The organism is Mesorhizobium sp. M2E.F.Ca.ET.209.01.1.1, assembly GCF_004010375.2.
Lineage (GTDB): Bacteria > Pseudomonadota > Alphaproteobacteria > Rhizobiales > Rhizobiaceae > Mesorhizobium.
The window spans coordinates 222,215-242,893 of sequence record NZ_SADP02000009.1; the positions used below are offsets into that span (position 1 = coordinate 222,215).

The window sequence follows — 20,679 nt, forward strand, 5'->3', positions numbered from 1 at the left end:
GTTCAGGACTCCCATTTTGAACACTCGTTATTTTTTTGACTTGTCAAAGGCCTGGGCGATGTCGGCCCAGAGGTCCTCGACATTTTCCAATCCGACATTGAAGCGGATGGTTCGGGGGCTGACGCCGAAGCGCGCCATCGAATTGATGCCCGGCGTCTGCTCGAGCGAGGCCTTTGCCGGCACGACCAGGCTTTCATGGCCGCCCCAGCTGACGCCGATGCGGAAGAATTTCAGCGCATCGACGAAGGCCGGGATGTCGACATCCTCGGTGACCTCGAAAGAGAACAGGCCAGCGTAGCCGGCTAATGTCTTCTTCCCGGGATGATTGGAGTAGGCTGGATGATTGACGCGCTCGACCTTGCCGTACGCCTTCAGCCGCTCGGCGAGGATGAGCCCGCTCTTCATGTGATGCGGCAGGCGCAGCGGCAGCGTGCGCAGGCCGCGCAGCAAGAGCCAGCCTTCGAAGGGCGACAGCTTGCCGCCGAGCTGGGAATAGGTCTGCTCGTTGATGTGCTTGATGTGGGCGGCCGAGCCCGCCACCACGCCGGCGACTGTGTCGCTGTGGCCGCTCAGATATTTCGAGGCCGAATGCAGCACGAGATCGACGCCATGCGTGATCGGCTTCTGGAATACTGGCGAGGCCCAGGAATTGTCGATGGTGGTGACGATGCCCTGTTCCTTCGCCAGCCGGGCAAGATGCCCGATATCCTGCAGCTCGAACATCATCGAGGTCGGGCTTTCGAGGTAGAGCAGCTTGGCGCCGGGAAGTGCCGCGGCGACCGCATCGGGATCGGAACCGTCGACATAGTCGACCTTGATGTGAAGGCGCGGGAACAGCCGCTCGAACAGCCGGTAGGCATCGCCATAGCAATTGCGCACCACAACCATGCGCTCGCCGGCGCCGACGAAGGCGAGCACGGTCGCGCTGATCGCCGCCATGCCGCTGGAGAAGCCGCGCGCGGCTTCGGCGCCTTCGAGCGCCGCCACGCGCGCCTCGAACTCCATGACCGTGGGATTGTCGCCGCGCGAATAGATCGGCTGCTTCCTCCTGCCGGCGAAGGTGTCGGCCATGTCGGCGTAATTGGCGAAGGTGAAGAGCGAGGTCTGGTAGATCGGCGGCACCACCGCGCCGCCGGGAAACGGATCGTCATGCGCGAGCAGCGTCGCCGCCTCGCCGAGATAGTCGCTGGCCAGGGAGGCCGGGTCGAAAGTGTTGGGCTGCTCGTTCATCTGCGGTCCGAAAGTTTGAGGTTGGCTGCGCCGCGCTTCAGATCGTCCTCGACGGTGGCGATAAGCTTCAGCGCTTCGGCGCGGGCGCCTTCGGGGTCATGCGCGGCGATGCAATTGAAGATGGTGCGGTGATAAGGAAAGCTGGCATGGCCGAAATCGCGCACGCCGAGCGGATGTTCCCAGAAGCGGTGGAACATCTCGTACATGGCGGCGATGATCTGCTCGAAGAGCGGGTTGCCGGAGGCGCGGAAGACCGCCTGGTGGAATTCCCAATCCTCCTCCGAGGACATGCCGTCGCGAGTCTGGAAGGCCTCCTCCATGAGGTCGAGCTTGCGCTCGATCTCGGCGAGCTCGGCCTTGCCGGCACGAATGGCGCAAAGCGCGGCCGCCTCCGCCTCCAGCGCGCGGCGGATCTCCAGCGTCGCCATCAGGCCGGCGAAATCATTGCCGCCGGCCAGCGTCAGCGGCATGTGCAGCATGTCGGGCGAGACGGCGGCCTTGAGATAGGTGCCAGAGCCCTGGCGCCGTTCGACGAGGCCCAATCCCTCCCAGCGGGTGAGGGCCTCGCGCACCGTGTTGCGGCTGACCTTGAGGCGTTCGGCGAGGATGCGCTCGGTCGGCAGTTTTTCGCCCGGGCCCAGAGCCTCCTGCCGCACGAACCCCGCCAACGCCTTCAGCACCGCGTCATCGCGGGCCGTCGTCTGGATCGGGGGCAAAAGATCGGTCAATCCGACTGCGCCTAAAGTGGTTCAATGGTCCAACCAATTTGTGCATAAGCGGAAAGACGAGTCAACAGTCGAAATGGGCAGCGGCCGAATGGCGAGATATCCGCCATCCGACCGGTCGGTTCAGGCGCGGATGCGCTTGGGCTCGGCAGCCCTGCGCTCCTGGCGCCAGCGCGCGAACATCTCCTCGCGGACCCGCCGCGAACCCGAAAGCCGCTCCTTGGCCTCCCCCAGGACAGAAGGCGAAGCCTCGGCCGGCGTGCCGGAGCGGAAGGGCGGCGCCGGCGCATATTCGAGCGAGAGCTGGACGATCTCAGCTTCCGCCTGGCCGAGCAGTCTTGCGACCAGCGCCAAGCCGAAATCGATGCCCGATGTGACGCCACCGGCGGTGATCAGCTTGCCGTCCTCGACGATCCGCGCATCGACAGGGATTGCGCCGAACTCTTCAAGGAAATCATGGGCATACCAATGCGTGGTGGCCCGCTTGCCCTTGAGCAGTCCGGCCGCGCCAAGCACCAGGGCGCCGCTGCACACCGAGGTGATGTAGCGCGCCTGTGCGGAGCGCTCCCAGACGAAATCGAGAACTGCCTTGTCCTCGAGCAGCGCGTTGACGCCGCCACCGCCCGGAATGCACAGCACGTCGAGCGGCGGGCAGTCGTCGAAGGTCGCTGTGGGAGTCAGGGAGAGACGCGTCGACGACATCACCGGATTGCGATCCTTCCAGATCAGTTCCACCTCGGCGCCCTTGGCCGTTGCCAGGACTTCGTAAGGCCCGGTGAGGTCGAGCTGCTGGACATTGGGGAAGACGAGAATGCCGAAACGAAGGCTCATGGAAATCTCCACAGTTTGACTTGAGCAGGTTGACTTGGGGCAGGTTGACTTCAGGCAATCTACGGCATCATGCTTTGGCCCGATCGCCAATCATCCCTCGTTTCAGGCCAAAGCCATGCGCCGCATCGAAATCCTCGCCTATCCCGATATCCAGCTCCTCGATGTCAGCGGACCGCTTCAGGTTTTCGCCAGCGCCAACGACTTCAGGACGCAGGCCGGCGAAGCGGCCGCCTACGACGCCGTCGTCGTCGGCGCTTCGCCGCGAATCAGGACATCGTCCGGCCTGGTATTGGAGGCAGCAGCGCTGCCGGCGCACGGGACCGAGATCGACACGGTGATCGTGCCTGGCGGCTGGGGCGTCAACGCGGCCTGCGAGGAGGCCGAGCTGGTGCAGTGGATCATCGGCCGCTCGCGCGATGCGACGCGAACCGCCTCCGTCTGCAGCGGCGCCATGCTGCTGGCTGAGGCCGGCCTGCTCGACGGCCGCCGCGCGGTCACCCATTGGGGCCGCTGCGCGGAGTTCTCCAAGCGCTTTCCAATGGTTCGGCTCGACCCAGACCCGATCTTCATCCGCGACGGCAATGTGTGGACATCGGCCGGCGTGACGTCGGGCATTGATCTCGCGCTTTCCTTCGTCGAAGCCGACCTTGGCCGGCGCATGGCGCTGGCGGTGGCGCGCGAGCTGGTCGTCTTCCTGAAACGTCCCGGCGGCCAGGCGCAGTTCAGCCAGACCCTCAAGCTGCAGGAAGGCGACGGGCGCTTCGACCGGCTGCATGGCTGGATCCTGGACAATCTCAGCGCTGACCTTTCGCTGGAGCAATTGGCCGACCGCGCCAATATGAGCCGGCGCAGTTTCTCGCGACGCTACCAGGAGGCGACCGGGCGGACACCCGCGCGTGCCGTCGAGGAAATCCGCATCGAAGCGGCGCGGCGGATGCTGGAGCGGGGACAGACGGTCGGCCAGACGGCCCGGCGCTGCGGCTTCGGTTCCGAGGAAACGATGCGGCGTGGCTTCCTACGCGTCCTCGGCACCAACCCGCGCGACTACCGCGAGCGCTTCTGAGCGCGATTGACAGCCCCGCTTATGGCAGTCTGGCCACGGCCAGGCGTGACCTCAACGGGCGAAAGGCGTCGCCGGCACCAAGGTTATCGCGCGAGCTTTCCGCAACCAAGCGCCAGCGCTTGGCGAGGCGTCGGCAGGGACTTTGCGAAGACATCGTTTGCCATCGTTTCCTCCGATCAATGGCTTTGTGTCAGGGGTGATGAAGCACGCTCAGGCCGCCATCCGCGACGAGGCAGGCGGCGTTGATGAAGGGGCATTCGTCAGAGACCAGGAAGACCGCTGCCATGGCGATCTCTTCCGGGGTGGCGATCCGCCCGCCCGGATGCAAGGCGAGTGTCTTGCGGCGGGCGGCCTGCGGATCGTCGAAACTGTTCCAGTAGTCGATGACCTTCTGCGTGGCGACATAGCCGGGCGCCAGCGCATTCACGCGGATATTGTTGCTGGCATATTCGATCGCCAACGATTTGGTCAGGCCGAGCAACGCATGCTTGGCGACGGGATAGGGGAAGGTGTGCGGGATGATGGTGAAGGCATGCGTCGAGGCGATGTTCAGTATGACACCACCGCCCTGCCCGATCATGCCGGGCAGCGCCGCCTTAGCGCAGTGCCATGCGCCTTTGACATTGACGTCGAGATTGCGGGTCCACTCGTTGTCGGTGGCCTCGAGCGGGGTCGAAAAGACGTTCATGCCGGCATTGTTGATGACGGTGTTGACTGGACCGATGGCCTTCGTCGCCGCCTGCATCGCGGCGTCGATCGCCGCGGCGTCGGCGATGTCGACGGCCGCATGCGCGACCTTGCCCAAACGGGCAGCACTTTCGGCGAGAAGGCTCGCGTCGCAGTCGACCAGGAACAGCTCGGCCTTCTCGCGCAGGCAGGCCTCGGCGATGGCGTAGCCGATGCCTTGCGCGGCGCCGGTGAGGAAGATGCATTTTCCCTTGAGCCTTGCCATCAGCGCCGCCCCAATGCCGAAGAACGAAGATTGTCGAGCAGCACGGCCAGGAGCAGGATCACGCCGCGCACGATGTATTGGTAGAACGCCGGAATGTTGAGCAGGTTCATCGCATTCTCGGCGATGCCCATGATCAGCACGCCGACGATGACGCCCGACATCGTCGCCCTGCCGCCGGCAAGCGAGACACCGCCGAGCACGCAGGCCGAGATCACCGACAGCTCGAGCCCGACCGCTGCGTTTGGCTGACCCGATGTGATGCGCGATGCGAGCAGGATGCCGGCAATGCCGCAGACCACGCCCTGCAGCGTGAAGATCCAGATGCGCGTCCTGTCGACATTGACGCCGGCGAGGCGCGAAGCTTCCGGATTGCCGCCGATGGCCAGCGTGTTCTTGCCAAAGACGGTGCTGTTGAGCACGAAGCCGAAAATGGCGAAGAGCACCGCCAGCACCCAGATCGGGGTCGGGATACCGAGCAACTTCGACAGTGCGAGTTGGTAGAAATCGGGGCTGTTGATGCCAACAGCCCGGCCGTCGGACGAGATCAGCGCCATGCCGCGCACGATCTGCATGGTGGCCAAGGTGGTGATCAAGGCATTGATGCGGAATTTGGCGATGACCACGCCGTTGACCCAGCCGACGACGGCGCCGCAGGCGACCGCCGCGATAAGGCCGAGCAGGATCGAGCCCGTGGTGTTCGACGCCATCACCGCAACCATGCCGGCAAAGGCGACGATGGAGCCGACCGACAGGTCGAAGTCGCGCGCGGCGAGGCAGAACATCATGGTGCAGGCGACGATGCCTACGGTGACCACCGATTGCAGCAGGCCAAGCATGTTGCGGTCGGTAAGGAAGTTCGGCACCAGGAGCGACACCAGCGCGAAGGCGGCAACGAAGATGACGACGAGGCCCTGTTCGCCGAGCAGGATTTTTTTCAACCGGTCGGTCATTACAAATCCTTAGGATGCGATCGCGCCGGGGGTTTTCTTGTCGGGCAGAGCTGCGGCCAGGATCGCCTTTTCGGCGAACTGGCCGCGCGGGAGCTCGGCGCTGATGCGCCCGCCGCACATCACCAGGATGCGATCGCAGATGCCCATTACTTCCGGCAGCTCGGAGGAGACGACGACGATCGCCATGCCGTCCTCGGCGAGCTGGTAGAGCAGCTCGTAGATTTCCGACTTGGCGCCGACATCGATGCCGCGCGTCGGCTCGTCGACGATCAAAACGCGTATGTCCTGCTCGGACAGCCAGCGGCCGAGGATGACCTTCTGCTGGTTGCCGCCGGAGAGGTTGACGATGTCCTGCTTGCGCGACGGCGTGCGTACCTTGAGCTTCTTGACGAAGGTTTCGGCGGTCTCGATCTCGCTGGCGCGGCTCAGCACGCCGAAGCGCGTGTGATGGCGCCTGGACGAGATGTTGATGTTCTCCTCGATCGATCGGCCCTGGATGATGCCGTCATGCTTGCGGTCTTCCGAGCAGAGCACGATGCCGCCCCGGATCGCGTCATGCGGGCTGGCAGCGGCAATTGTCTTGCCATCGACCGTGATCGTGCCGCCCGAGCGCGGGTCGGCGCCGAAGACCAGCCGCATAAGTTCCGAGCGTCCGGCGCCGATCAGGCCGAAGAAACCGACGATCTCGCCGGCGCGGGCTTCGAAGCTTGCCGGCGTGCGCAGCCGGGCGCCGCTAAAGCCATCGACCTTGAGGCGAACCTCGCCGGCCTTACGGGGGCGAAAACCCCAGATGTCGGAAATCTCGCGGCCGACCATCTCGGCCACGACCTGGTCGCGCGTCACATGTTTGAGCGAAGCGTGATGCGCGGCGAGTTTGCCGTCGCGCAGCACCGTCAAGCTGTCGCAGAGCCGGAACACTTCGTCGAGGCGGTGCGAGACATAGATGATGACCTTGCCCTCGCCGCGCAGCCGGTCGATCAGCTTAAACAGGATCTCGCTTTCGCGCGAGGACAGCGACGAGGTCGGCTCGTCGAGCGCAATCACGCGGGCGTCAAGCATCACCGACTTAGCGATCTCGACCATCTGGCGCTCGCCGATCGACAGTGTCTTGACCTTGCGGCGCATGTCGATGTCGATGCCGGCCGATTTCAGCTTGGTGCCGACATCATCGAGCATGCGGCGGCGGGCGATCACGCCTCCACTCGCCGGAAACCGGCCGAGGCTGAGATTCTCGGCGACGGTCAGTTCGGGCACCAGCTGCAGTTCCTGGTGGATGACGATCACGCCATTGTCGAAGGCGTTCCTGGTCGAGGCATAGGCCTGGAGCTCGCCGTCGATGCGTATCTCCCCGGCATCGGCATGCTGGTCGCCGGACAGGATTTTGATGAGCGTCGATTTGCCGGCGCCGTTCTCGCCCATCAGCCCGTGCACGGCGCCCTTTTCGACGCCGAACGACACATCCGACAAGGCTTTGACGCCCGGATAGGTCTTGGTGATGTTGGAGAATTCGAGAAAGGACACGAGCCTCGATCCTTCTTGAGCATGCCAAACGGGCGGCGGCATCAAGCCGCCGCCCGTTTGTACAGGGAGGACTATTCGATGCCGAGGTCCTTGCGCACCTTCTGGTAGTCGTCGCGCTTGGCCAGCGCGCCGGCGGTCAACGTCAGCTTAGCCGGCTCCTTGTTGTTGGCGATCCAGTCATACATGTCGAGCGCCGTCTCGTAGCCGTGGCGCTTGGGCGAGATGATCACCGTGCCGACGAAGCCGGTTGCGGTGGGCTTCTTGAACTCGTTGATCGCCGATTCCGCGCCGCCGATGCCGACGCCGATCATGCCGTCGGCCGGAATGCCGACGCTTTCGGACGCACGCACGGCGCCCAGAACTGCCTCGTCATTGAGGCCGAAGGCGATCCACTTCTTGATGTCGGCATGGGCGTTGAGCACAACCGTCGCTGCGTTGAGCGCGGCTTCGGTATCGGTCTTGGCCTGGGGAGCGTCGAAGATGTTTCCAGCCTTGAAGCCGGCGGCCTTCAGCACCGAAATCGCGCCTTCGACACGATCGACGGCGGTCGGCAGCTGGTCGTAGGAAACGCGGATCGCGCCGACCTCGTCCATCTTCCAGCCGCGAGCCTTCATCTCATCGACGATGGCCTGGCCGACGGCCTCGCCGATCTTGGTGGCGGAGATGCCCATGTGCGGCACGTCTTCCAGCGGCTTGCCGTCGGCGCCGACCAGGCGGTCGTCCACCGTCATCAGCTTCAGATTGTTGGCGGCGGCCTTGGCGACGATGCCCGGGCCAAGCTTCACGTCCGGCGTGCAGACGACAAAGCCCTGCGCCCCCTGCGCGCCGAGATTGTCGATCGCCGACATCAGCTTCTCACCGTCCTCGGCGCCGATCTTGACCAGGGTGAAACCCTTCTCCTTGGCAGCCTGGTCGGCGAACTTCCATTCATCCTGGAACCAAGGTTCCTCGGGCTGTTTGACAACGAAGCCGATCTTGGTGTCGCGCATAGGCGGACGCGATCGTCGTGACCGACAAGACAGCGAGAGCGCTCGCGACGAGCGCGGTTTTCAAAAGTCGCATGTTTACCTCCCAGTGAACGGCCGGGCGCCGGGCCCGGATTGATCGTGTGTAGTCAATTTTATCATACCCGTCAATTGATCTGGTATGATAAATGAGATAGATAGTCCGACACGTAGTCGCTGGCGCAAATCACTCGCATCCGCTAAGGCCGGACCAATTGCGCGCAAACCGAAGGGTTCGCTGCCTTGGAGGAGGGGCTGAGGTGAACGAAACACCGAAGAAGGCTGACGAAGACAAGGAAATGCGCGAGACGGCGCGTCGCCCGCGCGTCATGCCCGACGTGACCAAGGCGATCGCCTCCGACATTTTTTCCGGACGCTATCCGGCCGGATCGTCGCTGCCGACCGAGAACGATCTCGGCATCGAATACGGCGTCAGCCGCACCGTGATCCGCGAAGCGCTGAAAGTGCTGGCGGCGAAGGGGCTGGTGCTGTCCCGGCCGCGCGTCGGGACCGTGGTCTGCGACCAGGACAATTGGAACATCATCGACCCGCAGGTGCTGGCCTGGCATGCGCCGCATGCGCTGGACGACAAGCTGTTCGACGCGATCCTCGAAACCCGCCGCGCTATCGAGCCGCTGGTCGCGGAGCTCGCGGCGACGCGGGCCACTTTGCGGGAGATTGCCGATCTCGAGATGGCCTGGCAAGGCATGGCCGGCGCCGGCGAGGATCTGACGCAGTTCTCTCGCTCGGACATCGCTTTCCACCAGATCGTCTACGGCGCCAGCCACAATCCGATCTTCCGCCAGATCGGCAAGCTGATCGATACGGCGCTGCTGTTTTCGCTGGAAGCCACGGCGACGATTTCTCCTGTCAGGCGCATGGAAGCGGCCGTCGCGCATGGCGAGGTGGTCGAGGCGCTGCGCATGCGCGATGCCGTCGCCGCGCGCAATGCAGCCAACAAGATACTCGATCTGGCCGCGCGCGACCTGACCAGCGCCAAGAAACTGAAAAACAACTGAGACTGACCGCCCGCATGAAAATCACCGCTTTAACCACCTACATCGTTCCGCCGCGCTGGCTCTTCCTCAAGATCGAGACCGATGCCGGCATCAGCGGCTGGGGCGAGCCGGTGGTCGAAGGCAAGGCACTGACGGTCGAGGCGGCGGTCAAGGAACTCGCCGATTACCTCATCGGCAAGGACCCTCGCTTGATCGAGGATCATTGGACGGTCATGCATCGCGGCGGCTTCTATCGCGGCGGGCCGATCCTGATGAGCGCGATCGCCGGCATCGACCAGGCGCTGTGGGACATCAAGGGCAAAGCGCTCGGCGTGCCGGTGCATGAGCTGCTCGGCGGCAAGCTGCGCGAGACGATCAAGGTCTATTCCTGGATCGGCGGCGACCGGCCGGCTGAGGTGGCGGCTGGCGCCAAGGACGTGGTGGCGCGCGGCTTCCGGGCGCTCAAGATGAACGGCACCGAGGAGTTGCAGATCGTCGACAGCCACGACAGGATCGATGCCGCGGTCGAGCGGGTCGCCATGGTACGCGAGGCGGTCGGCCCCAATATCGGCATCGCCGTCGATTTTCACGGCCGCGTGCACCGGCCGATGGCGCGCATCCTGGTCAAGGAGTTGGAGCCATATCGGCTGATGTTCATCGAGGAGCCGGTGCTGAGCGAAAGCCGCGAGGCGCTGAAGGAAATCGCGAAACTCGGCTCGACGCCGATCGCGCTCGGCGAACGGCTCTACAGCCGCTGGGACTTCAAGTCGGTGTTCGAGGAGGCGGTCGTCGACATCATCCAGCCCGACCTGTCGCATGCCGGGGGGATCACCGAATGCCGCAAGATCGCCGCGATGGCAGAGGCCTATGACGTGGCGGTGGCGCCGCACTGTCCGCTCGGCCCCATCGCGCTTGCCGCGTGCCTGCAGCTCGACGCCGTAAGCTACAATTGCTTCATCCAGGAGCAGAGCCTGGGCATCCACTACAATGCCGGCAACGACCTGCTCGACTATGCCGCCAACAAGGACGTGTTCCGCTACGAGGATGGCTATGTCGCGATCCCGGATGGACCCGGCCTGGGCGTCGAGATCGACGAGGATTATGTGAAGGAGCGCGCCAAGGAAGGACACCGCTGGCGCAACCCGGTGTGGCGCCACAAGGACGGCTCATTTGCGGAGTGGTAAGCCGGCGAAGATTCCGAGCGCGAAAGCTTATAACGCGGCCGGAAAAGGCCCAATCGCCGCAAGGCCGGCTTCCGTCAGCGCGTAGACGCCGCGCTCGGCCCTGGCGAACCAGCCATAGTAGTTATGTAGAAGGATGCTGGCCGCACGTGGCGAAAGCGCCTTCAGATCGCGCGGCCGTTTCGGGCCGTCGGCCATGGCGGCGGCGCAGGCAAGCGCCTCCTGCCGATAGGCGGTCATGATCGGTTTCTTGCGCGTGCTGCCGCCGATGGACGGATCGCCCTTGCGGCGGTGGTGCTCCTCGACCAGGCGCGAGCGCCGCCGTGGATCGCGTCGCGGCGGCAAGGCGGCCGGGCTGAGGATCAACTCCACCTCACCCTTGGCGCTGACGCCGAGCAGGCCGAAGCCGAGGCGACGACAAAGCGCACGGAAGCGGCGGTCGTGTTCCCGGCCCTTGCCGCGCGCCGACATCAAGGCGGCGAGCCACACCTCATCACAGGCCGCTGCACGGTCGACGGCTTGCAGTACCAGCTCGAGGTTGAATTGCAGCTTGAGCTCGCAGATGACGACGACCGGCGGCTCGCCGGCGCGCACGCCGACCAGGTCGCAGCCGCCGACCTCGCCCTTGACGGCGAAATCCATGCTCTCGAGGAACCGCTTCACCGGCTCGTAGAGGGAAGTCTCCTGCATGCGACAGGCATAGCCGATTCGCGGCTGGTCGGCCCAGCGGCACCATTGCGGTCACGGGCCGCCCGATGTCTCAGGCGCGATGCAGGTAATCCTCGATCGACCGCGCCTTCATCTCGATCGAGAAACCGGGCGCCAGGGGCGGCATATAGGCGGCATCGCGGATGACGCAGGGCTCCAGGAAATGCTCGTGCAGGTGGTCGACATATTCGATGACCCGCCCGTCCTTGCTGCCGGACACCGCAACATAGTCGATCATCGACAGATGCTGGACATATTCGCATAGGCCGACGCCGCCGGCATGCGGCCAGACCGGCAGGCCGAACTTGGCGGCGATCAAAAGCACCGCCAGCACTTCGTTCAGCCCGCCCATGCGGCAGGAATCGATCTGCACCACGTCGATCGCGCCGCCGGCGATGAACTGCTTGAACATGATGCGGTTCTGGCACATCTCGCCGGTCGCGACCTTGATCGGCGCGACAGCCTTGCGAATCTTGGCGTGGCCGGCGACGTCGTCGGGACTGGTCGGCTCCTCGATGAAGAAGGGCTTGGCGAAGGCGAGGTCCTTCAGCCAGTCGATCGCTTGGTCGACCTCCCAGACCTGGTTGGCGTCGATCATCAGGTAACGATCCGGACCGATCACCTCGCGGGCGATCCGCAAGCGCCGGATGTCGTCGGCGCGGTCGCGGCCGACCTTGAGCTTGATATGGTTGAAACCCTCGTCGACCGCTTCCTGGCAAAGGCGCCGCAGCTTGTCGTCGGGATAGCCCAGCCAGCCGGCCGAGGTGGTGTAGCAGGCATAGCCTTCGTGCTCGAGCGTGGCGATGCGCCCGGCCTTGCCGGGTTCGGCCTTCTTCAGAATTGCCAGCGCCTCGGCCGGCGTGATGGCGTCGGTGAGATAACGGAAGTCGACGATCCTGACGATCTCCTCCGGGCTCATCTCGGCGACCAGACGCCAGACCGGCTTGCCGGCTTCATTGGCCCAGAGGTCCCAGACGGCGTTGACAACCGCGCCGACCGCGAGATGCATGGCGCCCTTGTCCGGGCCGATCCAGCGTAATTGGCTGTCGCCGGTCACGCGATGCCAGAAGCGGCCGGGATCCTGCTTCACCCAGTCGAGGTCGAGCCCGACGACGAGATGGCGCAGCGCCTCGATCGCCGCGCAGCAGATCTCGTTGCCACGGCCGATGGTGAAGGTGAGGCCATGGCCTTTCAGCGACGGCACATCGGTGTCAAGGATGACATAGGCGGCCGAGTAATCCGGGTCCGGATTCATCGCGTCCGAGCCGTCGAGGCTTTGCGATGTCGGGAAGCGGAGGTCGAAGTTTCTGAGGTCCGTGATTTTCGTCATTGCTAGCCTCGTGACTGAATTGCCGCCCGCCCTGCCGGAACGGCCTCAGATCGACCAGCCGCCATCGATGTTGTAGGCCTGCCCGGTCGTGTAGGTGGCGCCGGCCAGGTAGACGGCGAGGTCGGCGATCTCTTCCGGCGTGCCGATCCTGCCCATCGGCTGGCGGGCGATGAAGGCCGCGCGCGCCGCCTCGTAGTCGCCCTGCGCCTGCATGCGGCCCTGAAGCGAGGGGCTCTCCACCGTGCCCGGGCAGATGGCGTTGCAGCGGACGCCCTTGGCGACATAGTCGGCGGCAATCGACTTGGTCAGGCCGATAACGGCGGCCTTGGTCACGCCGTAAGCAAAGCGGTTCGGCACGCCCTTGGGCGCGCCGGCAACCGAGGACATGTTGATGATCGCTCCGTCGCCGCGCTCCAGCATGCCGGGCAGCACGGCGCGGATGGTGCGGATCATGGCGCGCACATTGAGGTTGAAGGCGAAGTCGAGATCCTCGTCCTTCATCTCGAGGATCGAACCGGCATGGACGAAGCCGGCGCAGTTGAACAGCACGTCGACGCGGCCGATCTCGGCGAAGGCGGCCTTTACCGCGTCATCGTTCAGCACGTCGAGCTTGCGCGTCCTGACGCCGGACGTCTTCGCGAGTTCGGCCAGGGCCGCCTCGTTGATGTCGGTGGCGTGGACGATGGCGCCGGCCTTGGCGAAGGCCAGCGCGCTTGCCCGTCCGATGCCCTGCGCGGCCGCCGTGACGACCACGACCTTGCCTGTGATGTCAGCCATTCTTCTGTCTCCGTCTTTCAGCTGGGCCGTCGCTCGACGATGTAGATGTGGTCCGCGGCCAGCACGACCTCGTCGCGCTGGTTCAAAACTTCGACGCGTTCGATGACGCGTCCGGCGTTTGGCCGTTTCGGGTCGTCTTCCTTGGCCGCGATGGTGGTGCGCGTGCGGATGGTGTCGCCGATGAAAACCGGCTTGATGAAACGCAGGCGGTCGTAACCATAGGAGAAGGCGACCGGGTTGATGACGCTCGCCGTCAGCCCGACACCGACCGAGAAGACCAACGTGCCATGCGCGATGCGCTGGCCGAAGGGCGTGGCCTTCATGAACTCGGCATCCATGTGGTGCGGGAAGAAATCGCCGGTGTGGCCGGCATGGACGATGAAATCGGTCTCGGTGATGGTGCGGCCGCTAGTGAGGCGCGACGAACCGATCTCGTAATCCTCGAAATAGGTGGTCTGTTCCATGTCCGGCCTTACGGCTTTGCGGCCAGCGGCGTCGCCGGCGCGGCGCTCGATTTATAGGCGGCTTCGACCAGCGCCATGGTGTGCCAGGCATCCTCGACCGAGCTGACCAGCTCGGCGTCCTCGCCGGACGCGAAGCGCTGGACATTGGCCATGCGGCCGACAAAGGCATCGGGGAACCATTCGCCGGCAAGCGGGACGGTGACCCACTCCGAGCCGCCCTTGGGATGGATTTCCAGAATGTCCGGCTCGCCGCGCGGATAGTCGAGGTTGAGGCCGAGCTTGACATAGGCCGCGCCCTCCGTGCCGCAGATGCGGAACTCGCACGCCTGGTAGCGGCGGCCGAATTTGTGGTCGTGGTTGATCGAGAGCCCGCAGCGCACCGTATCGCCATAATCGAGGATGGCGCTGGTGCGGGTCTGCGCGACCTTGTGGTTGGGATGGCCAAGCGTCTTGGCATGCACGCCGAGCGGATTGCCGAGAAGCTGGCGGATCAGGTCGAGATAGTGGATCGAATGCATGGCGATCTCGACGCGCGGCGCCTTGAGCAGGAATTCCCAGAGCTGCCAGGGCGTGTCGAGGGCGAGCAGCGCATCGAAATCGACGACCTCGCCCAGCCAGCCCTTGGCGATGGCGTCCTTCAGCGCCAGCATCATCGGCGCGAAGCGGAGCTGGAAATTGACCGCGGCCTTGAGGTTCTTGGCGCGGCAGATTTCGAGGATTTCGGTGGCCTCGCCGAGATAGTTGCCCATCGGCTTCTGGATCAGCGCCACCGCGCCGTCGGGCAGCGCCTTAAGCACCTCGGCGTGCCGGCCCGGCGGCGTCGCGAGGTCGAAGATCGCATCCTTCACGGCCGCGGCCTCCTCGACTGAACGAAACGCCGTCACGCCCCAGGTCTCGGCGAGCTTCTGCGCTTTTGCCTGATCCGGATCGTAGAGGCCGGAAATCGGGAAGCCGCCCTTGCGATAGGCAGGGAAATGGGCGTCGCCGACGATCGAGCCGGCGCCGAAGGTGACGATCGGGCGCGGTTTCGAAGGCTTCGGCCAGGACTGCGTCAGCGATGCCGGGTCGAAGGCATCAGTCATGATGGAAGACCTCGTCCATCGACGCCCACCACTCGCCTTCCTTGCGCGTTTCCAGCGGCTCCTGGCAAGGCATGCACACCGACCACCATTCCTGGGTCTTGGGATCGGCCGCCATCTTGGCCATGTCGGCGGCGTAGTCAGTACCGTGGTATTCGAAATAGGAGAACAGCAGGTTCTCCGGCCGCTTCAGGTAGATCGAATAGTTCTTGATGTTGCAGGCCGAGATCATGGTCAGCACATCCGGCCAGACCGCGGCATGGAGCCGGACATATTCCTCGACCTTCTCGGGTTTCAACCCAAGCACCATGCCCATGCGCTGCATATCCGCCTCCCTATTTCACGATCGCCGTGGTGAATTCGGCGATGCTTCTTGCTTTGACCGCGTCCCAGTCCCAATCGATGCCGATGCCCGGCTCGCCGGGCGCCAGCGCATGGCCATCCTCAATGCGCATCTTCTTACCCGTCAAATCGTCGAGCTGGGGAATATATTCGACATATTTGCCGTTCTGGATGGCGCAGGTGAGGCTGACATGCAGTTCCATCAGGAAATGCGGGCAGACCGGCATGTCGAAGGCTTCCGCCGCATGGGCCACTTTCAGCCATGGCGTGATGCCGCCGATGCGGCCGACATCGACCTGGATGATGTTGGCGCCGCCTTTCTGCATGTACTCGCGGAAATGCCTGATCGAATAGAGCGACTCGCCGACGGCGATCGGCGTCGCCGTCGAATTCGACAGCCGCACATGGCCGTCTATGTCGTCGGCCGGCAGCGGCTCCTCGATCCAGGCGAGGTCGAGCTCGCGCAGCCGCTCGGCGCGGCGGATCGCCTCGTCGACGGAAAAGCCCTGGTTGCAGTCGGTCATGATCTCGTATCCGTCGCCGACCGCCTTGCGCACCGCCGATAGCCGCGAAAAGTCCTCCGAGCCGTGCGGTTTGCCGATCTTGACCTTCGAGCCGGTGAAGCCCTTGGCCTTCGCTTCCAGCGCATCGTCGACCAGAGCATGCGTCTCGATATGCAGCCAGCCGCCTTCGGTGGTGTAGAGCGGACAGCGGTCCTTGGCGCCGCCGGCGAGCTTCCAGAGCGGCAGGTTCTGTTTTCTTGCCCGCAGGTCCCAAAGCGCCGTGTCGATCGCGGCCAGCGCGATCGCTGTGATGGCGCCGATGGTGGTGGCGTGGGTGGCGAATTCGAGATCGTGCCAGATCGCCTCGATCTGGTCGGCGTCGCGGCCGATCAGGCGCGGCGCGAGATGGTCGGCGAGAAGCCGCATCACCGAGGAGCCGCCGGTGCCGATCGTGTAGCTGTAGCCGGTGCCTGTTGCACCGTCGGCATCAGTGATGGTGACGATCGGCGTTTCCTGGCTGACGAAGCTCTGGATGGCGTCCGTGCGCTTCACCTTCGGCACGAGGTCGACCATGCGCAGTTCGATTTTCTCGATCTTCGCCATGTCAGTTCCTCAGCGACTTGCCGGTTTCGGCGGAAAACAGATGCGCACGGCTCAGGTCGAAGCTCATGCCGATCCTGTCGCCGGCTTTCAGCGGCTTGGGATTGAGCATGCGCGAGACCCAGTCGACGCCGTTGAACTCGGCGAACACCAGCGTTTCGTTGCCGAGCGGCTCGGTGATGCTCACCGGCAGCTCGACGCGATGGACTTCGGTTTCGCCGCCCGAGCTCAGGCCGTGGCCGGTCGGGTAGAAATCATCCGGGCGGATGCCGAACACGACCTTGTCGCCGGCCGCTGTCTTCGACTTGAACTGTCCAGGCAGCGGGAGGCTGTCGCCGCGGCTGAAAACCAGCCTGCCGTCGCTCACCGTCGCCTCGTGCAAATTCATCGGCGGCGAGCCGATGAAGCCGGCGACGAAGCGGGTGGCGGGGCGGCTGAACACCTCGTCCGGCGTGCCGACCTGCTCGATGTAACCGGAGCGCATGATGACGATGCGGTCGGCAAGCGTCATCGCCTCGACCTGGTCGTGGGTGACATAGATGACGGTCGACTTCACCTTGGCATGCAGCTTCTTGATCTCGGTGCGCATCTGCGTCCTGAGCTTGGCGTCGAGGTTGGACAACGGCTCGTCGAACAGGAAGACATCCGGATCGCGCACGATGGCGCGGCCCATGGCGACGCGCTGGCGCTGACCGCCGGAGAGCTGCGAGGGCCGGCGTTCGAGCAGTTCGTCGAGGCCGAGGATGGCGGAGGCTTCGGCGACCCGCCGGTCCATGTCGTCCTTGGCGGCACCCGCGATCTTCAGCGAGAAGCCGAGATTCTCGCGCACCGTCATATGCGGATAGAGCGCGTAGGACTGGAACACCATGGAGATGTTGCGCGAGCGCGGCGGCAGGTCGTTAACCACGCGGCCGCCAATGTCGATGTTGCCGCCGCTGATATCCTCGAGGCCGGCGATCATGCGCAAGGTCGTCGACTTGCCGCAGCCCGACGGGCCGACCAGCGCGATGAATTCGCGGTCGGCGATGTCGAGATCGATGCCGTGCACGATCTCCATATTGCCGTAGCGCTTGGTGAGCTTTTTCAGCGAAACCGTTGCCATGGAGTTCAACCTTTCACCGCGCCGGAGGTGAGGCCGCCGACGAGGTGTTTCTGGACGATGTAGGTGAGGGTCAGCGCCGGGATGATCATCACCACGGCCAGCGCGCACATGCCGCGCCAGTCGATGGTGAACTCGGCCGTGTAGTCGAGAAGCCCGACGGGCAGCGTCTTGGAGTTGACGGAACGGGTCAGCTGCGAGGCCAGCGCGAACTCGTTCCAGCAGGTGAGGAAAGCGAAGATCGCAGCTGAGGCGATGCCGGGACGCGCTAGCGGGAATTCGACCTGCCAGAAGGCCTGCCAGCGGGTGCAGCCGTCGATCTGCGCGGCTTCAGCGAGGTCCTTCGGCACCTGACGGAAAAAGCCGTCGATCAGCCAGATGGTGAAGGGGATGTTCAGCGCCACATAGGCGAGGATCATACCGAAATGCGTGTCGATGATGCCGAGCCGCGCATAGACGAAGAAGAGCGGCAGCGACATGGCGATGCCTGGCACGGTGCGGGTCAGCATCAATCCGAGGAACATGCCTGACTTGCCGCGAAACCTGTAGCGGGCGAAGGCATAGCCGCCGGCCATGCCGATGGCCACGGCGATCACCGTCGAGGTGACCGAGATGATCAGCGAGTTGCGGAAATAATCGAGCACCGGAATGCCGCCTTTGCCGATGCCGCTGAACATGGCGATGTAGGCATCGAAGGAGAGCTGCTGGGGGATCCAGACCGGCGGCTTGGCCATGATCTCGACGGTTGGCCTCAGCGAGGACAGCACGATCCAGATGCCCGGCAGGCAGATCAGGAGCATGGCCAGGAACAGGCCGACGCGGTGCGCGACGGTCAGCGCGCGGCGCATCAGGCGGGCGGAGGCGTTCTCGTCCATTCTCACCACTCCGCGCCGATCTGCGTGCGCGCCGCGGCGAGCTTGTTGTAGAAATAGACGGTGAAGGCGATCGACAGCAGGATCGAGAAATAGGCCATCGCGTTGGCGAGACCCATGCGCGCGTCGCTGTAAGCGGTGCGCCCAACCAGCGTCCACAACAGCTCGGTGCGGCCGGCCGGACCGCCATCGGTCATGATCTTGACGATGTCATAGGCGCGCGCGACGTCGAGCGAACGGATCGTCATGGCGATGTAAGCGAAGGGCATGACGAACGGCCAGGTCACATAGCGGAAGGTCTGCCACGGCGTGCAGCCGTCGACGCGCGCCGCCTCGATCGGCTCCTTGGGCATGGCAAGCAGGCCGGCCAGGATCAGGATGGCGAAGATCGAGGTCGACGACCAGACTTCGGCGATGGTGATGGCGGTGAAGGCGAGGTGGCTTTCGATCAGCCACGGGATGGCGTCCTCAGTGAGGCCCAGCGACTGCAGCGCGTTGTTCACCAGGCCGATATTGTCGTTGAACATGAATTTGAACTGGAAGCCGACCAGGATCGGCGAGAACATCATCGGGAACATCATCAGCGTGCGCAGGATGCGCTGGCCGCGCGTCGCCTTCTCGACCAGCATGGCCAGGCCGAGGCCGAGCAGCATTTCTAGGTTGAGCGCGACGGTGAGCAACAGAACGGTGCGACCGAAGGCCCACCAGAAGTCCGGATTGCTCAGGATCGAGATGTAGTTCCGGAAGCCGATCAGCACGAAGAAAGTCTCGGGCCGGGTCAGGCGGAAGGGCGTGAAGCTGGAATAGAGCGACAGAAGCAGCGGCACGAGCACCACCGCCGCCAGCACGACGAAGGCCGGCAGCAGCAGGAGAATCGGCTCGGATGGCTTGAAGCCCTTCATGGGGATCCTGTCAGCGAGGTGAAGCGATCCAATCCCGGTCGTAACCGAGGATGGCAAGGCTACGCGGCCGCCTCCCCGGTTGACAGGGAGGCGGTTGCGGGATGCGGAGCGCCTAAAGTTTTCCCGCGTCCTGGAGGATCTGCGTTGCCTTGGCGGCAGCGTCGTCGAGCGCCTGCTTCGACGTCTTGTCGCCGAGGATGGCGGCCTGCAGCTCGGGATAGACGGCGTTGGAGATCTCGATCCATTCCGGCGTCTGCGGCACCGGGAAGGCGTTCTTGGCCGCCTCCTGGAAGGCCTGCAGCACTTCGGTCTTGTAGGGATCGGACTTCGCCTGCTCGAGATCCCACTCCCAAACCTTGGTGCGTGTAGGCAGCGGGCCGGCAGCGGCTTCCAGCTTCTGGCTGTCCTCATTGGTCAGCCACCAGACCAGCGAAGCGGCGGCTTCCTTGTTGGCGCAGTTTTCGGTCACGGAGAAGCCATGCGCGCCGGACCAGCCGGAACGCTTGCCGGACGAGCCCTTGGGCTGAACCTTGACGCCGACATTGCCGGCAACCTTGGACGACTTGGGGTCGTTGAAGAAGCCGGCCCAGCCCGGCCAGTCGAGGTTGATCGCCACGGTGCCGGAGGCGAAGCCCTGTCCGAGATCGTCCCACAGATAATTGGTGGTGCCCGCCGGCACGGCCTTGGCCTTGTAGAGGTTGACGAACCAGTCGAGCGCCTTGACGCCGGCCTCGGAGTTGAAGGCGGGCTTGCCGTCCTTGTCGAGATATTCGCCGCCATCGGCGATCACCATCTCATAGAAGCGGCCGTTGATCGCCTCTTCCTTGCCGGCATATTGCGTGCCGTAGAAGTCAGGCGGGCTGGCGAAGAATTCGGCCTGCTGCGCCATCTCGTCGAACGTGTCCGGCGGGGCGAGCTCCTCGCCATATTTGTCCTTGTAGGCCTTCTTCTTGGCTTCGTCCTGGTAGAGGCTTTTCTGGTAGTAGAGCGCCGAGACGTCGAACTGGGCGCGCGGCAGCATGACCAATTTGCCGTCCAGCGTTCCGGCGGCGATGTTGGCCGGCACGAAGGCGTCGATCTCTTCCTTCGGCAGCAGCTTGGCAAGATCGGTGTAGATGCCCGGATATTGCGGCGCGAACGATGTGTGGTTGGAGCCGACGCACCAGGTGATCGAGTTGGAGGCGATGTCCGACTTGATCTCCTTGTCGAGGTCGAAGTGGTTCTTCTTCGACAGGATGTTGACCTTGGCGCCGGTCAACTTCTCCCATTCGGGAATGCGCTCGTAGAGCTTCTCATATTGCTGGCCGCCGATCAGCTTGGCGTCGATCGTCGCACCCGGAAATTTGCCGGGCAGATCGGCTGAAAACGCCGTGCCGCTCAGCAGCAAACCGGCCAGGCCGGCGGAAATGCCTAGAAGCAGTCTCGTCATGTTCTCTCCTCCCACGAGCTCGCGGCGATGGCCGGCCGGATGCGCGGCCGATCGCTCAAGCTTCATTCATATGCAAATAGCATTTTCATTCCCGGGTCAAGCCGATTGTGCTTCCGCTG

At 64.2% G+C, this 20,679-nt stretch carries 20 protein-coding genes and 1 pseudogene; 3 read left to right on the forward strand and 18 right to left on the reverse strand.

All coding sequences use genetic code 11. The features are described 5' to 3' along the window. Window positions 1-27: 27 nt before the first annotated feature. The 3 genes from EN852_RS18585 to EN852_RS18595 all read right to left on the reverse strand — a co-directional run bounded on the left by EN852_RS18585 (window position 28) and on the right by EN852_RS18595 (window position 2,786). A complete protein-coding gene (locus EN852_RS18585) occupies window positions 28-1,230 on the reverse strand; it encodes a PLP-dependent transferase (protein ID WP_127876362.1) in 1,203 nt (400 codons plus the stop codon). Further along, window positions 1,227-1,958 carry a FadR/GntR family transcriptional regulator gene (locus EN852_RS18590; protein WP_112128255.1) on the reverse strand — a complete coding sequence of 244 codons (732 nt, stop codon included), beginning with the start codon at window positions 1,956-1,958 and terminating at the stop codon, window positions 1,227-1,229. Before EN852_RS18590 ends, EN852_RS18585 begins: the two co-directional genes overlap by 4 nt. A 120-nt stretch (window positions 1,959-2,078) precedes the next feature. Then, entirely contained in the window at window positions 2,079-2,786 is a 708-nt protein-coding gene (locus tag EN852_RS18595) for a DJ-1/PfpI family protein (RefSeq protein WP_127876363.1), read from the reverse strand. 115 nt (window positions 2,787-2,901) lie between these two features. On the opposite strand from EN852_RS18595, the gene EN852_RS18600 reads away from it, so the two are divergent. Then, window positions 2,902-3,849: a GlxA family transcriptional regulator gene (locus EN852_RS18600; protein ID WP_127876364.1), complete on the forward strand. Its 948-nt coding sequence runs from the start codon at window positions 2,902-2,904 to the stop codon at window positions 3,847-3,849. A 190-nt stretch (window positions 3,850-4,039) separates the two neighbouring features. Here EN852_RS18600 and EN852_RS18605 read toward each other — a convergent pair whose 3' ends face one another. From EN852_RS18605 to EN852_RS18620, 4 genes and pseudogenes are all read right to left on the reverse strand, one after another. Beyond that, window positions 4,040-4,804 (reverse strand): SDR family oxidoreductase, encoded by a 765-nt coding sequence (locus tag EN852_RS18605; RefSeq protein ID WP_127876411.1) that lies wholly within the window; start codon window positions 4,802-4,804, stop codon window positions 4,040-4,042. After that, window positions 4,801-5,751, reverse strand: a complete 951-nt coding sequence (gene araH, locus EN852_RS18610; protein ID WP_127876365.1) for an L-arabinose ABC transporter permease AraH — start codon at window positions 5,749-5,751, stop codon at window positions 4,801-4,803. The genes EN852_RS18605 and araH overlap by 4 nt, the downstream gene beginning before the upstream one ends. 9 nt (window positions 5,752-5,760) lie before the next feature. After that, window positions 5,761-7,272, reverse strand: coding sequence for an L-arabinose ABC transporter ATP-binding protein AraG (gene araG, locus EN852_RS18615; RefSeq protein WP_127876366.1), 1,512 nt, complete (start codon window positions 7,270-7,272; stop codon window positions 5,761-5,763). Between the two features lie 71 nt (window positions 7,273-7,343). Beyond that, window positions 7,344-8,334, reverse strand: a pseudogene (locus EN852_RS18620) (arabinose ABC transporter substrate-binding protein). A 241-nt stretch (window positions 8,335-8,575) separates the two neighbouring features. On the opposite strand from EN852_RS18620, the gene EN852_RS18625 reads away from it, so the two are divergent. Next, the gene (locus EN852_RS18625) at window positions 8,576-9,295 is read left to right on the forward strand and encodes a FadR/GntR family transcriptional regulator (protein WP_127876412.1); all 720 of its coding nucleotides are present in this window, start codon (window positions 8,576-8,578) and stop codon (window positions 9,293-9,295) included. Between the two features lie 14 nt (window positions 9,296-9,309). After that, a complete protein-coding gene (gene dgoD / locus EN852_RS18630; protein WP_127876367.1) occupies window positions 9,310-10,458 on the forward strand; it encodes a galactonate dehydratase in 1,149 nt (382 codons plus the stop codon). A gap of 27 nt (window positions 10,459-10,485) precedes the next feature. Here dgoD and EN852_RS18635 read toward each other — a convergent pair whose 3' ends face one another. From EN852_RS18635 to EN852_RS18685, 11 genes are all read right to left on the reverse strand, one after another. Beyond that, the gene (locus EN852_RS18635) at window positions 10,486-11,145 is read right to left on the reverse strand and encodes a DUF2161 family putative PD-(D/E)XK-type phosphodiesterase (RefSeq protein WP_127876368.1); all 660 of its coding nucleotides are present in this window, start codon (window positions 11,143-11,145) and stop codon (window positions 10,486-10,488) included. 70 nt (window positions 11,146-11,215) lie between these two features. Next, a complete protein-coding gene (locus tag EN852_RS18640; RefSeq protein WP_127876369.1) occupies window positions 11,216-12,493 on the reverse strand; it encodes an L-fuconate dehydratase in 1,278 nt (425 codons plus the stop codon). Between the two features lie 45 nt (window positions 12,494-12,538). Further along, complete coding sequence (locus EN852_RS18645) at window positions 12,539-13,270, reverse strand: SDR family oxidoreductase (RefSeq protein ID WP_127876370.1); 732 nt, start codon at window positions 13,268-13,270, stop codon at window positions 12,539-12,541. A 17-nt stretch (window positions 13,271-13,287) separates the two neighbouring features. Then, on the reverse strand, window positions 13,288-13,734 hold the full coding sequence (locus EN852_RS18650; RefSeq protein WP_127876371.1) for a MaoC/PaaZ C-terminal domain-containing protein: 447 nt from the start codon (window positions 13,732-13,734) through the stop codon (window positions 13,288-13,290). Window positions 13,735-13,742: 8 nt separating this feature from the next. After that, entirely contained in the window at window positions 13,743-14,816 is a 1,074-nt protein-coding gene (locus tag EN852_RS18655; protein ID WP_127876372.1) for a Gfo/Idh/MocA family oxidoreductase, read from the reverse strand. After that, entirely contained in the window at window positions 14,809-15,138 is a 330-nt protein-coding gene (locus EN852_RS18660) for an L-rhamnose mutarotase (protein WP_095817634.1), read from the reverse strand. The genes EN852_RS18655 and EN852_RS18660 overlap by 8 nt, the downstream gene beginning before the upstream one ends. A gap of 10 nt (window positions 15,139-15,148) precedes the next feature. Next, window positions 15,149-16,261, reverse strand: coding sequence for a mandelate racemase/muconate lactonizing enzyme family protein (locus EN852_RS18665; RefSeq protein WP_127876373.1), 1,113 nt, complete (start codon window positions 16,259-16,261; stop codon window positions 15,149-15,151). Window position 16,262: 1 nt separating this feature from the next. Further along, on the reverse strand, window positions 16,263-17,360 hold the full coding sequence (gene ugpC, locus EN852_RS18670; protein WP_127876374.1) for a sn-glycerol-3-phosphate ABC transporter ATP-binding protein UgpC: 1,098 nt from the start codon (window positions 17,358-17,360) through the stop codon (window positions 16,263-16,265). 5 nt (window positions 17,361-17,365) lie between these two features. Then, window positions 17,366-18,232, reverse strand: coding sequence for a carbohydrate ABC transporter permease (locus EN852_RS18675; RefSeq protein ID WP_127876375.1), 867 nt, complete (start codon window positions 18,230-18,232; stop codon window positions 17,366-17,368). A 2-nt stretch (window positions 18,233-18,234) separates the two neighbouring features. Beyond that, a complete protein-coding gene (locus EN852_RS18680) occupies window positions 18,235-19,131 on the reverse strand; it encodes a sugar ABC transporter permease (RefSeq protein WP_127876376.1) in 897 nt (298 codons plus the stop codon). A 112-nt stretch (window positions 19,132-19,243) separates the two neighbouring features. Continuing rightward, window positions 19,244-20,560 (reverse strand): sugar ABC transporter substrate-binding protein, encoded by a 1,317-nt coding sequence (locus tag EN852_RS18685; protein ID WP_127876377.1) that lies wholly within the window; start codon window positions 20,558-20,560, stop codon window positions 19,244-19,246. Window positions 20,561-20,679 lie beyond the last annotated feature (119 nt).